21 protein-coding genes are annotated in these 13,736 nt (G+C 52.4%); 19 read left to right on the forward strand and 2 right to left on the reverse strand.

Features of this window, described 5'->3' with window-relative positions; genetic code table 11:
- Positions 1-95: 95 nt before the first annotated feature.
- The 6 genes from HQ393_RS11560 (at position 96) to hisD (ending at position 5,112) form a co-directional block, all read left to right on the forward strand.
- A complete protein-coding gene (locus tag HQ393_RS11560; RefSeq protein ID WP_179355321.1) occupies positions 96-500 on the forward strand; it encodes a DUF4870 domain-containing protein in 405 nt (134 codons plus the stop codon).
- A 60-nt stretch (positions 501-560) separates the two neighbouring features.
- Positions 561-1,208, forward strand: a complete 648-nt coding sequence (gene hisG / locus HQ393_RS11565) for an ATP phosphoribosyltransferase (protein ID WP_179355322.1) — start codon at positions 561-563, stop codon at positions 1,206-1,208.
- A complete protein-coding gene (locus HQ393_RS11570; protein ID WP_179355323.1) occupies positions 1,208-1,717 on the forward strand; it encodes a potassium channel family protein in 510 nt (169 codons plus the stop codon). The genes hisG and HQ393_RS11570 overlap by 1 nt, the downstream gene beginning before the upstream one ends.
- Before the next feature lie 71 nt (positions 1,718-1,788).
- Positions 1,789-1,929 carry a hypothetical protein gene (locus HQ393_RS11575; RefSeq protein ID WP_179355324.1) on the forward strand — a complete coding sequence of 47 codons (141 nt, stop codon included), beginning with the start codon at positions 1,789-1,791 and terminating at the stop codon, positions 1,927-1,929.
- A 119-nt stretch (positions 1,930-2,048) separates the two neighbouring features.
- The gene (locus HQ393_RS11580; protein WP_179355325.1) at positions 2,049-3,704 is read left to right on the forward strand and encodes an FAD-dependent oxidoreductase; all 1,656 of its coding nucleotides are present in this window, start codon (positions 2,049-2,051) and stop codon (positions 3,702-3,704) included.
- Between the two features lie 115 nt (positions 3,705-3,819).
- Positions 3,820-5,112, forward strand: coding sequence for a histidinol dehydrogenase (hisD, locus tag HQ393_RS11585; RefSeq protein WP_438833110.1), 1,293 nt, complete (start codon positions 3,820-3,822; stop codon positions 5,110-5,112).
- A gap of 55 nt (positions 5,113-5,167) precedes the next feature.
- Here hisD and HQ393_RS11590 read toward each other — a convergent pair whose 3' ends face one another.
- The gene (locus tag HQ393_RS11590) at positions 5,168-5,599 is read right to left on the reverse strand and encodes a hypothetical protein (protein WP_179355326.1); all 432 of its coding nucleotides are present in this window, start codon (positions 5,597-5,599) and stop codon (positions 5,168-5,170) included.
- A 163-nt stretch (positions 5,600-5,762) separates the two neighbouring features.
- On the opposite strand from HQ393_RS11590, the gene HQ393_RS11595 reads away from it, so the two are divergent.
- Positions 5,763-6,317, forward strand: a complete 555-nt coding sequence (locus HQ393_RS11595) for a TetR/AcrR family transcriptional regulator (RefSeq protein WP_179355327.1) — start codon at positions 5,763-5,765, stop codon at positions 6,315-6,317.
- Between the two features lie 63 nt (positions 6,318-6,380).
- Here HQ393_RS11595 and HQ393_RS11600 read toward each other — a convergent pair whose 3' ends face one another.
- Positions 6,381-7,409 carry a tetratricopeptide repeat protein gene (locus HQ393_RS11600; RefSeq protein WP_179355328.1) on the reverse strand — a complete coding sequence of 343 codons (1,029 nt, stop codon included), beginning with the start codon at positions 7,407-7,409 and terminating at the stop codon, positions 6,381-6,383.
- A 203-nt stretch (positions 7,410-7,612) separates the two neighbouring features.
- On the opposite strand from HQ393_RS11600, the gene HQ393_RS11605 reads away from it, so the two are divergent.
- From HQ393_RS11605 to tatB, 12 genes are all read left to right on the forward strand, one after another.
- Complete coding sequence (locus HQ393_RS11605) at positions 7,613-7,969, forward strand: TfoX/Sxy family protein (RefSeq protein WP_179355329.1); 357 nt, start codon at positions 7,613-7,615, stop codon at positions 7,967-7,969.
- A gap of 163 nt (positions 7,970-8,132) precedes the next feature.
- Positions 8,133-8,726: an imidazoleglycerol-phosphate dehydratase HisB gene (gene hisB, locus HQ393_RS11610; RefSeq protein ID WP_179355330.1), complete on the forward strand. Its 594-nt coding sequence runs from the start codon at positions 8,133-8,135 to the stop codon at positions 8,724-8,726.
- 1 nt (position 8,727) lies between these two features.
- Positions 8,728-9,384 carry an imidazole glycerol phosphate synthase subunit HisH gene (hisH, locus tag HQ393_RS11615; protein WP_179355331.1) on the forward strand — a complete coding sequence of 219 codons (657 nt, stop codon included), beginning with the start codon at positions 8,728-8,730 and terminating at the stop codon, positions 9,382-9,384.
- Between the two features lie 79 nt (positions 9,385-9,463).
- Positions 9,464-10,207 carry a 1-(5-phosphoribosyl)-5-[(5-phosphoribosylamino)methylideneamino]imidazole-4-carboxamide isomerase gene (gene hisA, locus HQ393_RS11620; RefSeq protein ID WP_179355332.1) on the forward strand — a complete coding sequence of 248 codons (744 nt, stop codon included), beginning with the start codon at positions 9,464-9,466 and terminating at the stop codon, positions 10,205-10,207.
- Positions 10,208-10,212: 5 nt separating this feature from the next.
- Positions 10,213-10,572, forward strand: a complete 360-nt coding sequence (locus HQ393_RS11625; protein WP_179355333.1) for a hypothetical protein — start codon at positions 10,213-10,215, stop codon at positions 10,570-10,572.
- A gap of 33 nt (positions 10,573-10,605) precedes the next feature.
- Complete coding sequence (gene hisF, locus HQ393_RS11630) at positions 10,606-11,373, forward strand: imidazole glycerol phosphate synthase subunit HisF (RefSeq protein WP_179355334.1); 768 nt, start codon at positions 10,606-10,608, stop codon at positions 11,371-11,373.
- Between the two features lie 9 nt (positions 11,374-11,382).
- Positions 11,383-11,727 carry a hypothetical protein gene (locus tag HQ393_RS11635; protein ID WP_179355335.1) on the forward strand — a complete coding sequence of 115 codons (345 nt, stop codon included), beginning with the start codon at positions 11,383-11,385 and terminating at the stop codon, positions 11,725-11,727.
- Positions 11,724-12,113 (forward strand): phosphoribosyl-AMP cyclohydrolase, encoded by a 390-nt coding sequence (gene hisI, locus HQ393_RS11640; protein WP_179355336.1) that lies wholly within the window; start codon positions 11,724-11,726, stop codon positions 12,111-12,113. The genes HQ393_RS11635 and hisI overlap by 4 nt, the downstream gene beginning before the upstream one ends.
- Positions 12,114-12,198: 85 nt before the next feature.
- Positions 12,199-12,525 (forward strand): phosphoribosyl-ATP diphosphatase, encoded by a 327-nt coding sequence (locus HQ393_RS11645; RefSeq protein ID WP_179355337.1) that lies wholly within the window; start codon positions 12,199-12,201, stop codon positions 12,523-12,525.
- Between the two features lie 20 nt (positions 12,526-12,545).
- Complete coding sequence (locus HQ393_RS11650) at positions 12,546-12,872, forward strand: histidine triad nucleotide-binding protein (RefSeq protein WP_179355338.1); 327 nt, start codon at positions 12,546-12,548, stop codon at positions 12,870-12,872.
- A 63-nt stretch (positions 12,873-12,935) separates the two neighbouring features.
- Positions 12,936-13,139: a Sec-independent protein translocase subunit TatA gene (gene tatA / locus HQ393_RS11655; protein ID WP_179355339.1), complete on the forward strand. Its 204-nt coding sequence runs from the start codon at positions 12,936-12,938 to the stop codon at positions 13,137-13,139.
- A 6-nt stretch (positions 13,140-13,145) separates the two neighbouring features.
- Positions 13,146-13,733, forward strand: coding sequence for a Sec-independent protein translocase protein TatB (tatB, locus tag HQ393_RS11660; protein ID WP_179355340.1), 588 nt, complete (start codon positions 13,146-13,148; stop codon positions 13,731-13,733).
- The last annotated feature ends 3 nt before the right edge of the window (positions 13,734-13,736 follow it).

Genomic DNA, 13,736 nt, shown 5'->3' on the forward strand with positions numbered 1-13,736 from the left:
AACTCCGGTTTTTCACTGCTTTCCGCCTTACCCTTGAGTCTCTCGCACATTTTCCATTCGCCTTTTGGCTCTATCAATATTGGAAATAGGCACGCATGTTAACAATTAATCCCAAACCCGCTGGTGAAGATAGCGACGGCAAACCACAGCCGCCCAAGGAACATGAGAAAATCGCTGCGGTGATTATTCATCTGGCGGGCGTTTTCTGGCTGCCGCTGTTGCCGATGCCGATGCTGGCACTGGTTGTGCCGTTTATTGCACTGCAATTTGCCCGTGTTCACTCTGATTTTGCCGAACAACACGCGGTACAGGCGTGCAATTTCCAAATGCTGATGGGCTGCTTTTATGTGCTGGCGATGCTCGCTGGCTTTGCGCTGAAAACGCCATTATTTATTTGGTGGGTCGGCATTGGTTCAGCGCTATTTTGCATGTGGCAAGCCGCACGCGCGATTAATGGCTGGCCAGCCAAATACCCTGTTACGCTAAAAGTATTCAAATAATTATCCGTAGGTATATACCTACAGACTAATAAAGACATAGATCACAAAGAGATACCCAACATGATTACCATCGCCCTTTCCAAAGGACGTATCTTTGAAGAAACACTGCCGCTCTTGGCTGCGGCAGGGATCGTTCCTGCTGAAGCGCCGGAAAGTACGCGCAAATTGATCATCGGCACCAATCAAGCCGACGTGCAGCTCATTATCGTGCGCGCGTCTGATGTGCCAACTTATGTGCAATACGGCGCAGCTGATTTGGGAGTGGCGGGTAAAGACGTGTTGCTCGAACACGGCGGGCAAGGCTTGTATCAGCCGCTTGATCTGGAAATCGCTAAATGCGCATTGATGGTTGCGGTCAAAAACGGCTTTGATTACGAAGGCGCGGTCAAGCAAGGCGCGCGGATGCGTATTGCAACCAAATACACCGAGCAAGCCAAAGACCACTTTGCCAGCAAAGGCGTCCACGTTGATCTGATTAAATTGTACGGCTCAATGGAGCTTGCGCCGCTGGTGGGCTTGGCTGACGCGATTGTCGATTTGGTATCAACGGGCGGCACGCTCAAAGCCAATAATCTGGTCGCAGTCGAGCATATTCGCGAGATTTCCAGCCGACTGGTGGTCAATCAATCTTCGCTCAAACTCAAGCACGATCGACTGCAACCGATGTTGGATGCTTTTGCTACCACCGTGGCAAGCCGTCACGCCTAATGTCGCTGCACAACGTCAATTGGCGGCCGATTCCGCTGTATACACTGCTATTGATGTTTGTTTGGCCATGGCTGATTAAATGGGAAATCGTCGATAGCGGCGGCGATACGCTGTATTGGTTTATCGCCGCGACGTACCTCAATTATCTATCGTTTATTTTCAGCATTGCCTACGGCCAACGCATGCAAGCGGGTTTGCACCCAGCGCAAGCCGTATGGCTGTTTATGCTCAGCAATGTCTTGTTGATTCTGACCTTTGCCACTGGCTGGCAAGTGTTTGATGTTTACGGCACCAGCGCGGGCTGCACCAACAATACCAATTTCCTTGACTCGCTATATTTCTCATCGACGATCTTTGCCACCGTCGGCTTTGGCGACTTTCTGCCGTGCAATGACCACGGCAAAGCATTGTTTATCGCCGAATCCATCATCGGCTCAACCCATTTTGGTATTTTCATCACGCTGATTTTTAGTCGCGTGATATTTCCTAGCGCCCCAGACAAGGAATAAATGCTGCTCAGCAGCAATTGCGCGTATGCTGTGATAGCCAACTGGCACACAACCCACCAGGGGTAAACACCATGGCCAAAGGTCAGGTTCGCAGCAATAAAGAAACAAAAAAACCCAAGCAAGACAAGAAAAGCGCAGCACCCGCCTCAACATTTGGCAATGCCGCAGCACAAGCTAGCTCGCAAATCAGCGAAGCAAAGAAACACAAGTAAACCCACTGCTATTGTCTGCCCACAGCATGCCACCTTCACGGTGGCATTTTTGCGGCTTTACATTATATGCATTTATATATTATATTAATACATATCATATCCAAGCGCAGGAAGTCATCATGGCAGACGTACAGAAACTCCTTATTGTGGGTGGCGTAGCAGGCGGCGCCTCAGCGGCGGCACGGGCTCGTCGGCTCAATGAAGCGGCGCAAATCATCGTATTCGAGCGCGGCCCCTATGTTTCATTTGCCAACTGTGGTCTGCCCTATCATTTGGGCGGAGACATTGCCGAACGCGAATCTTTACTGCTCCACACCCCCGAATCGCTCACCGCACGCTTTGGACTGGATGTGCGCGTCAATAGCGAAGTCTTGAGCATCGATCGCAGCAATAAAACCGTGCGCGTCCTCAATCGCCTCACCGGCGATGAATATCTGGAAAGCTACGACGCACTGATTCTCGCGCCCGGCGCAGCACCGATTCGCCCACCACTGCCCGGTTTGGACCATGAGCGCGTCTTTACGCTGCGCACCGTACCTGATCTGGATCGCCTGATGAATGTGATGACGCCCGATGTGAAACATGTGACCGTCGTTGGCGCGGGGTTTATCGGGCTGGAAACGGTGGAAGCCTTGCGTCATCGCGGCTTGCAGGCCAGCCTCGTTGAGCGTGGCACGCAAGTGCTCACCCCGCTCGATGCCGAAATGACTGCGCCACTTTCCCATGAGCTAAAAGCCCACGGCGTCGAGCTACTATTGGGTGAAAGCCTGCAAAGCGTGAATGCCGGCGAGCGACTCACCTTGCAAATGGAATCGGGCCGCCAAGTGACGACCGATCTGGTGGTCTTGGCCATCGGCGTGAAGCCAGAAAATCAATTAGCCCGCGAAGCCGGTTTAGAAATCGGCAGTACAGGTGGGGTATATGTCAATGAGCAGCAGCAAACCAGCGATTCCAGCATATACGCCGTAGGGGATGCCGTTGAAGTGCGCCACACGATCAATGGCAAAGCGGTATTGCTGCCGCTGGCTGGCCCTGCCAATCGCCAAGGCCGCATCGCTGCCGACACGATTTTTGGTCGCCAAGCACACTATCGCGGCAGCCAAGGCACGGCGATCTGTAAAGTATTTGATCACACTGCGGCCAGTACCGGCCTGAACGAGAAAACGCTGCAAGCGGCCAATATGCCGTATCAAAAACTGTATTTACACGGCAACGATCACGCCAGCTATTACCCCGGCGCGACGATGATTAGCCTGAAAGTACTGTTTGACCCCGCCTCGGGCAAATTGCTGGGCGCGCAAGCCGTCGGCGAAAAAGGCGTCGATAAACGCATCGATGTGCTGGCCGTAGCGCTGCAAGCCGGCATGACGATCGATGATCTGGCTGAAATGGAATTAAGCTATGCACCACCGTACGGCGCAGCCAAAGACCCGGTTAATTTGGCCGGGATGGCGGCGCAAAATTGGCAAGCGGGTTTGCTGCAACTCACTCAGCCGGAAGATTTGGCACAAGCCAGCGACGCGCAAATCATCGACGTACGCGAGCCGGAAGAAATCGCCAGCGGCCAGATTGCCGGTGCGCGCAATTTGCCGCTGAGCCAGTTGCGCCAATTGAGCCACTTGCTCGATAAAAATAAGCCAGTGATTGTGTACTGCATGGTCGGCTTGCGCGGCTATATTGCGCAGCGGCATTTAAGTCAGCTCGGCTTTAACGTACGCAGCCTCAACGGCGGATACAAAACTTGGCAAATGTGGCAGGCCACAAAGACGGCATAAAAAGAGGACATGCAGGCTCAACATTACGCCTGCATGGATTTCTGTTTCGCGTCAGACTCGCAATCAGCAAGTAAGGGTATAATCGCCCGATAGAAAATTACTTTGGGTCTGTGCCATGATTCGCCGTTTAGATTCCACCTCCGCTGATTTTCAATCCGAACTCACCGCCCTGCTGGCGTTTGAAACCTCGCAAGACCCGCAGGTGGATCAACGCGTTGCCGCTATTTTGGCTGACGTTAAAACGCGTGGCGATGCGGCTGTGGTTGAGTATACAAACAAATTTGATGGCACCAGCGCCAGCTCGATGGCCGATCTGGAGCTGACGCAAGCTGAGCTGAAAGCCGCTTTCGAGCGCCTGCCCGCCGATCAAGCCACCGCCCTGCAAGCCGCCGCCGCCCGCGTACGCAGCTACCACGAGAAACAAAAAATGAGCTCGTGGAGCTACGAAGACGAAGACGGCACGCTGCTTGGCCAGCAAGTCACCGCACTCGATCGCGTCGGTATTTATGTACCGGGCGGCAAAGCGGCGTATCCCTCATCGGTATTGATGAATGCCATTCCAGCGCACGTCGCCGGCGTCGCGGAAATCATCATGGTCGTGCCAACGCCCAAAGGCGAGCGCAATGATTTGGTCTTGGCCGCTGCCTATGTGGCGGGCGTGAGCCGCGCTTTCACCATCGGCGGCGCGCAAGCCGTTGGCGCACTGGCCTATGGCACGCAAACTGTACCGCAAGTCGATAAAATCACCGGCCCAGGCAATGCCTATGTCGCCGCCGCCAAACGTGCGGTGTTTGGTGTGGTTGGCATTGATATGGTCGCCGGCCCATCGGAGATTTTGGTACTCGCCGATGGCACCACCAACCCTGATTGGGTCGCGATGGATTTATTCAGCCAAGCCGAGCATGATGAAATCGCGCAATCGATTTTACTGTGCCCGGACGCAGGGTATGTCGATGCAGTCTATGCCAGCATTGAGAAATTGATCGATACCCAGCCACGCAAAGACATCATCGCCGCCTCGCTGAAAAATCGCGGCGCGCTGATTGTGGTGAAAGATTTGGACGAGGCGTGCGAGATCTGTAACTACATCGCGCCCGAACACATGGAATTGTCGGTCGAAAACCCCGAAGCGCTGCTACCTAAAATCCGCCACGCGGGCGCGATTTTCATGGGGAAATTCACCTCTGAATCATTGGGCGACTACTGTGCTGGCCCAAATCACGTGCTGCCGACCGCGCGCAGTGCGCGTTTCTCTAGCCCGCTGGGCGTGTATGACTTCCAGAAACGCTCTAGTCTGATCAAAGTATCCGAAGTCGGCGCACAAAAACTCGGCCAGATTGCTTCGGTACTGGCGCACGGCGAAGGCCTGACCGCCCACGCCAACGCGGCTGAGTTCCGTCTGAAATAAGCTGTATCGCGGGTGAGCTTTGCTGCAGCTCACCCGCAATTTCATGCGGCAACCATTATTGCAGGCGCAAACCAATATGCCCGTCAATGCGCTGCAGACGGCCATCATCAGCAAAAATCACGGCATCAACGCCGTGAAATAGCTCCGCGCCAGCGGCATCCACAATACTCCACTCAAACAAAGCGCTAGAGCCGGTTGTGCGCACATTCCCCACCATTTTGCTTTGCATTCCCGGGTAGCGACTCAACATCTGCACAATCTGCCCATCTAGCTCAGGGCGTGTTTCAGCCAAACTATACGAATCATTGTGCCGGACTTTGTCGATGACGGCGGCCCGCAAAATCTGTTCGCGTTTTGCCGTATCTTTTTCCCCCCAAGCCTGCAAATAGCTGCTCACAATCTGCTCAGGGTTCATTTTTGCCTGCGCAGCCAACGCACTCGCCATCATCAAACTGGCTACCACGACCATCTTCAATTTTTTGTGCATTTCCAGTGCTCCTATCTCTTTTTTTATTGAGTTTGTGATTGATTACTTCGCTTCAAACGAACAAAATGTACCGTTCGTTCGGTACATAATTTGCAACATCACGCGATACGCTGTCAAGCGCTTTGTCGTATCCGTTAAACTAGCGGCATTGAAGGAGATATTCGTGGCGATCCAGCGCAGCACTTTGATTGAATTATTACGCGCCGTTTTTCACACTTACGGCTATGACGGCGCTTCACTCAGCCGTATTTCGCAAGCCACCGGTTTGGGCAAAGGCAGCTTGTATCATCATTTCCCTGGCGGCAAAGATGAAATGGCGATTGCAGTCTTGCAGGCTGAAGGTGTGTATTTTCAATCGCTGCTCGCGCCACTGAGCGAGGCGGGAACGCCGCTCGAACGTTTGCGCCGATTTGCCGAGCAGTTACAGCTCAATCCACCGGAGCAACGCTTTTCCAGCACACTCGATGTCTACACCATGGGCGATGCATGGCAGCTATTTCAAGCCGATATGCGCGCAGCGGTTGAAGAATGGGTCGTCAAGCTGAGCGCCGTATTGGTGGAAGCGGGCATTGCGCCAGATACCGCCCAATATCGCGCCAAGGAAATGATCGCGCAGATCGAGGGAATGCGGCTGATTTGCCGTTGCCTTGGGGATTGGAAAGATTACGAGCAATTGCTGAATCATTTACCCGAGCAATTACTCAAGCCTAGCAATTAGCCAATGGCTGTAGGGTATATCAATACAAACATTATTATAAAAGGACTTGGCAGGTATACCCTACTAAGCCACTAGCTCAGGCAAGCGGGTTAAATCCAGTGTAGCGTCACTGGGCATTTCGGCATGCAGGTGAAGTTGCAAAAAGCTCACTTGCCGCCCGTATTCTGCCGCCAGCTCTTTAATCCCCAGCACATGGCAATAACGCTCCGCCTGTCGCACCAGACGCATTTCAAGATGACGCAGCCCGTCTTCTTGGGCAATCAACAAGCCTCTTCTGACGATCTCCATCGCCCGCTCAGCATCCCCTTGATGGAATACCAGCTCGCCCCATTCGGCTAATAAATTGACTTCAACCCAGTGATAGGGCGTGGTGGAAACAGTTAATAAACCTTCCTCGATTTCGGACTCAGCCACCTCCAGCGCCCCTTCTTGCATTGCAATTTGCGCCAATCGAAAGTGACATTCCGCCACATGATGCGGTAATTGATTGGCATGACTCATGGCCAGCGCCTGATTGAGCAACACACGGGCGGCTGCATATTGCTGCAGCTTAAACAAATTAACCGCCCAGTTGATTTTGGCCATGGTGATCAAAAAGGCGTCTTCAGTTGCGAGCAAGATGGTGTGCCCCGCTTCGTGCATCGTGACCGCCAGTTGGTTTTGGCCACACACATCACAAATACGCCCTAACCCGACCATCGCCAAACCGCGCGTTTTGGCCAAACTGGCTTGCTTGCCACACAGCAATACGCATTGCTGCCAATAAGATAGCGCCGGCGGATAATGGGCTAAGGAATAATGACAACAACCGAGTTGCTCTAAAATGGCCGGCATTTCTTGGAATAATTTGAATTCCTGCGCATAGGCCATCGCCTCAGACAAAACCTCGATCGCCTGCGCAAAATCGCCCAATTGATCTTCAATCAGCGAAAGGCGCAATGAGGCCGCAATAAAATGCTGAATATCAAAGGCCTCGCGCGTCTCTTGCAACAAGGACATGCAAAATCCACGCGCCAATACCGGGTCGGTAAAGATGTGCGCGTCAATCAGATCTAGTGTGTGCTGGCGTGGCGGGCTGGCTGGAGCTGACATAATGAACCTCTCACTCTATGCTTTGTAGCACAGCAACTCTGGATAGTCTTTTTCATTCAGTAGTAAAGCAGGCGAACGATCTGCAGAAAAATACCCAACCTAGGTATTTAATCAAGGAGCTTATTTAAAAAAAAGCCTGACGACATACACCGTCATAAACTACACCCCAGACACCACAACAAATAAACTCAGCAGGATGCATCATGCCCAGTGAATACCTTCGTTTTTTGTTGGAACAACTTCAGCCCTTAGGCCACTTGCGTGCCAAAGCCATGTTTGGCGGGCACGGGCTGTATTGCGATGAGATCTTTTTTGCCATCGTCGTCGACGATGTGTTGTACGTCAAAGTCGACGAACACAATCGCCCACGCTTTTTAGCTGCCGAGTTAGCGCCTTTTAGCTATTCAATGAAAGATGGCCGCACGATGAGTATGAGTTACTACCCTCTCCCTGAGTCTGCATTAGAAGAGCGCGCCGAGTTGCTCGATTGGGCTCGAGAAGGCATTGCGGCAGCCTTACGTGCGCCTGAGCGCAAAACTCGCAAAAAAACAAAGGCCTAGCGGCGAGACCAAATTAGCGATAAAAGCCGGTGAATATCTTTGTCAGCACAGCTTTTATTGCAAAACTTACGGATTTAGCGCGTTCAGAGCTTCCCGCCAACGCTAATCTGTTGGAAAATGCGGTATTGATCGGCATAAGCCGAGCCGTTTACGAGAATCATTGATGCGCCAAGTTACCGTTACTCGCAATACGCTAGAAACCCAGATCACCATCACGCTAAACCTCGACGGCACAGGCGTGAGCAAATTTGATACTGGCGTACCCTTTTTTGAGCATATGCTCGACCAAGTTGCCCGTCATGGTCTGTTTGATATTGAAATCAAAGCCGTTGGCGATTTACATATCGACGCGCATCACACCGTAGAAGACGTCGGCATTACACTGGGCCAAGCTTTTGCCAAAGCAGTTGGCGATAAAAAAGGCATCGTGCGTTACGGTCACAGCTATGTGCCACTCGATGAGGCGCTGAGCCGCGTCGTGGTCGATCTCTCTGGCCGCCCCTGTCTGGAATATGACTGCGAATACACGCGTGCGATGATTGGCGGCTTTGACGTTGATCTGTTTGGCGAATTTTTCCGCGGCTTTGTCAATCACGCCGCGATCAGCCTGCACATCGACAATCTGAAAGGCAAAAACGCCCACCACCAAGCCGAAACCATTTTCAAAGCCTTGGGCCGCGCCTTGCGCATGGCTGTTGAGCTTGACCCACGGATGGCTGGCATTACGCCATCCACCAAAGGCACACTGGTAGGCTGAGATGACGCAAGCACACAAACCAACGATCGCGATCGTCGATTACGGCATGGGCAATCTACACTCGGTGACCAAAGCGTTTGAGCTGGTTGCTGGTGACGATGCCACCATTATTTTGACCGCTGATCCTGCGGTGGTCGCTAGCGCGGACAAAGTTGTTTTCCCCGGCCAAGGCGCCATGCCAGACTGTATGCGCGAGCTTAATGAAAGTGGCTTAAAACAAGCCGTGCTCGACGCCGCAGCCAGCAAGCCATTTTTGGGCATCTGCGTCGGCGCTCAGTTGCTTTTTGAACACAGTGAAGAAGGCGATATGGATTGCCTGGGTGTATTCAAAGGCAAAGTCGTGAAATTCAAGCCAGAAAACATGCGTGATACCGAAGGGCTGAAGCTCAAAGTGCCGCACATGGGCTGGAATGAAATGTTTATTCAGCGCGAGCACCCGCTTTGGGCTGGCATTAATGAAGCAGAACGCTTTTATTTCGTGCATAGTTACCATTTCGCGCCCGAGAGCGATGCCGATACCATCATCGAATCGGCGTATCCAAACCGCTTTGCCGTGGCGGTGGCGCGCGATAATATTTTCGCCATTCAGTGCCACCCAGAAAAAAGCGATAAGGCGGGTCTGCAATTGCTGAAAAATTTCGTACACTGGAATGTATAACAATTTGATGAAATACGTCATAAGGCGTTATTTTTACAAGCTGTTTTAATTAAACCCCTCACTATATGCTTTTGAAATCATGCTGATTATTCCTGCAATTGATCTTAAAGATGGCCAATGTGTTCGTTTGCGCCAAGGCGAAATGAATGATGCAACGGTGTTTTCCGATGACCCAGCGAGCTTTGTATCGCATTGGCTCGGTCAAGGCGCACGCCGTATGCACTTGGTCGACCTCAATGGCGCGTTTGCTGGTAAGCCCAAAAATCTGTCGGCGGTAAAGCAGATTTTGAAAGCAATCAATGGCGAAGTCCCTGTGCAATTGGGTGGTGGTATTCGCTCGCTCGAAACCATCGAAATGTATCTGGATGCCGGCATTGATTACGTCATCATCGGCACTGCGGCCATCAAACAGCCGGGCTTCTTGCACGAAGCATGTGATGCCTTCCCTGGCCAAATCATCGTTGGCCTTGATGCCAAAGACGGTATGGTGGCCACCGATGGCTGGGCCAAGGTCACCGACCACGAAGTCATCGATCTGGCCAAGCGCTTTGAAGGCTATGGCGTGGAAAGCGTGATTTACACCGACATTGGCCGCGATGGCATGTTGTCGGGCGTGAATATCGAAGCGACCGTCAAATTGGCTCAAGCTCTGACGATTCCTGTGATTGCGTCGGGTGGCCTGACCAATCTGGATGACGTACGCAAATTGTGCGAAGTAGCCGAAGAAGGCATTGAAGGCGTCATTACTGGCCGTGCGATTTACGAAGGCACCATCGACTTTGCCAAGGCACAAGAACTCGCTGACGAGCTGTGTGAAGACTAAGACCGATGACAGACAATCAGGCAGACGACAACAAACCTGAGTGGCTGGATTGGGCAACTGAAGAGCGCCATATTGGCCAGCTCATTCGCGAGCAAAATCCAGCCTGGTTTACTGAAATCTGCCAGATTTTATTTGATACCGACCCGATGATGATACGCCTGGTCGGCGAGCCGGAAGGTTACGCACCTGAAGTCGGCAGTATTATCCGCAGCCTACCGCAATGCATCAGTGTCGAGGATGTGCAGCAGTTGATTTTTAATGTGTTTACCCAGTGGTTTACCCCCGAATTTGCTGGCGGTCGCAGCCAGTACTTTGAAACGGCGCAAGCCGTCTGGGCCAGCTGGAAAGCACAACAGCAAGAATAGTGGCGGCGCACCCTACGCCCGCTCGGAAAAAATATGCCATTAGCCAAACGTATTATCCCTTGCCTTGATGTGACCGCAGGTCGTGTTGTGAAAGGCGTCAATTTCCTCGAGTTACGCGATGCGGGCGATCCGGTTGAAATCGCCAAGCGCTACAACGATCAAGGCGCAGACGAGCTGACCTTTCTCGACATTACCGCCTCTAGCGATGATCGCGATCTGATTTTGCACGTAATCGAAGCCGTTGCTTCGCAAGTATTCATTCCACTCACCGTCGGTGGTGGCGTACGCAAAGCCGATGATGTGCGTCGCTTGCTCAATGCTGGCGCAGATAAAGTCAGCATCAATACCACCGCGGTATCTAACCCTGAAGTCGTCAAGCAAGCCGCCAGCCGTTTTGGTAGCCAAGCCATTGTGGTGGCAATTGACGCCAAGGCGACCGACGCCACCAATAGCCGCTGGGAGGTCTTTACCCACGGCGGTCGTCGTGCGACGGGTCTTGACGCGGTTGAGTGGGCGTTAAAAATGCAAAAGATGGGTGCGGGTGAAATTTTGCTCACCAGCATGGATAGAGATGGCACCAAGATCGGCTTTAATTTGCCGCTAACACGCGCCGTTTCGGATGCAGTAGATATTCCCGTGATCGCCTCGGGCGGGGTGGGTAATCTGCAGCACTTGGTTGACGGCGTAAAGCAAGGCCATGCCGATGCGGTCTTGGCAGCGAGTATTTTCCACTTTGGTGAATACACAGTGCGTCAGGCCAAAGAAGCCATGCACGCCGCCGGCATTGAAGTGCGCTTCTAAATGAAGACCATGATGAAGACCAGCCTACAGCTCATTAGCGGCTTGATGTTATTGGCTGCAAGTGTCGCCAATGCCTGCGAAATCAGCGTCCAGACTCCGGCGAATGTGTCGATGGAAGTCGACAATATGCGCCATGGATTGAAAAATGAGCTCACGCTATTTTTGACTGTTAAATCAGCGGTCAATACCGAATTAAAACGCCCTCCTGCGGTTGTCGACGACAAGGGTCGCGTGAGCGAACCGATACGCATGGAAGGGGCTTTAGGAAAAATCAACGCCAATGAATCGCGCCAATGGGTGGTGTATTACGCCCCTGTCGCAGATTTCACGGCTGAAAAAGTGGTCTTGCAATGAGCTGGTTAGACGAAATCAAATACGATAATGCGGGCTTAGTGCCTGTTATCGCCCAAGACGAGCAAACAGGTCGGGTGATGATGTTTGCCTACGCCAACCGTGAGGCCGTCGCGCTGACCGCAGAAAAAGGCACCGCGCACTACTGGACGCGTTCGCGCCAAAAGCTGTGGCATAAAGGCGAAGAGTCTGGCCATTTTCAGCACGTGTCGGCGGTGCAGCTCGATTGCGATGGCGATGTGCTGATTTATAAAATTCGCCAAGAAGGCGGTATCGCCTGCCATACCGGTCGCGAAAGTTGCTTCTTTCGCACGCTGATTGATGGCCAATGGCAAGTGACTGAAGATGTGTTGAAAGATCCGAGCGCAATTTACGGCCATAGCCACTAAGCATTGGCGGTGCTGAACTTGATCAGCGACACAAACTTGTCACCCCAGTGCAATATAATCTACAAGTTTTCAATTGGAGCAGGACATGATTTCCGCTGAAATTCTGGAACGTTTGTCACAAACCCTAGCCGAACGCCGTGAGGCCGACCCTAGCTCATCGTATGTTGCCAAGCTCTACAGCAAAGGTCAGGAAGCCATTCTGAAAAAAGTCGGTGAAGAAGCCGTCGAAACCATTATGGCCGCCAAAGATGGCGACAAATTGCATTTGGTACGCGAAGTGGCTGACCTTTGGTTTCACACGCTGGTCTTGCTCGCACATGAAGGCCTGAGCGCGGAAGATGTTCTGGCCGAATTGGCGCGCCGTGAAGGCATTTCGGGCATCGAAGAAAAAGCCGCCCGCAAACCCGCTTAAGCTCGCGACAAGGATTAAATATGACTGATTGTATTTTTTGCAAAATCGCCAGCGGCGCTATTCCGGCCGACAAAGTCTATGAAGATGACGATGTGCTGGCGTTTAGGGATATTCGCCCCGCCGCTCCGGTGCACTTATTGCTTATCCCAAAGAAGCATATCGATTCGATGCTGACTACCACCAAAGAGGACGAAGCCTTGCTGGGGAAAATGTTAGCATTAACGCCTAATCTGGCGCGCGACAATGGCTTGGGCGCTGGTTATAAAACCGCCATTAATACGGGTTTGGCCGGTGGGCAGGAAGTATTCCATTTGCATCTGCACATCTTAGGTACCCCGCAACAGTAATTAAATGAAAACCTTATAAAATAAGCTTTTCATTCATATACCCCAATAGAAAGAGAGTGCATCATGGGTTCATTCAGCATCTGGCATTGGTTAATTGTCTTGGCCATCGTGGTTTTGGTCTTTGGTACCAAAAAACTCGGTAACGTCGGCAAAGACCTCGGCTCGGCCATCAAGGGTTTTAAAGACGGCATGAAAGGCGAAGAAGAGCCTGCCGCCAAAGATCCAAATCGCATTATCGACGTTACGCCACCGACCGATAAGAAGTAATCGCGCGTGTTTGACATTAGTCTTGGTGAATTGCTCGTCATCGGCGCGGTGACGCTGGTCGTCGTTGGCCCAGAAAAAATGCCCAAAGTCGCACGCACGGCGGGCATGTTGTTTGGGCGTTTGCAGCGCTTTGTGAATACCGTCAAAGGTGATTTACAGCGCGAAATGCAAGCGAGCGAATTGGCGCAGATTCAAAAAGAAATCGAAGCTGAGGCGGCGGAAATCAAAAACACGATTCACCAGCCGATGGCTGAAACGCGGCAAGCGTTTGCTGATTTGGAAGCCAACTTTCAAGCCACGCTCAGTAGCGAGCAGGCCGCAGTTGCCGCCGAAACAACCCCCAGCACCGCCGCACAGCCGAGCATAGCCGTTGCGGAAACACCGACCACTGCCGAGCCAGAGCCCGCACTGAGCCCGCAGGTCAATCTACCCACGGCAGAGCCTAGCGCTCAGCCCGATAGCAGTGGCGAGCCACCCGCCAAGGTCAAAAGCAAATCGGCCCATGCTGATAAAACAGCCGATCTTCATGAAGAACAGCTCGATTTATTTGCCGATTTAAACGAAACCAGCCCTTTACCTTCGGATCGGCGCTAAACA

This window comes from Chitinibacter bivalviorum (genome assembly GCF_013403565.1).
GTDB lineage: Bacteria > Pseudomonadota > Gammaproteobacteria > Burkholderiales > Chitinibacteraceae > Chitinibacter > Chitinibacter bivalviorum.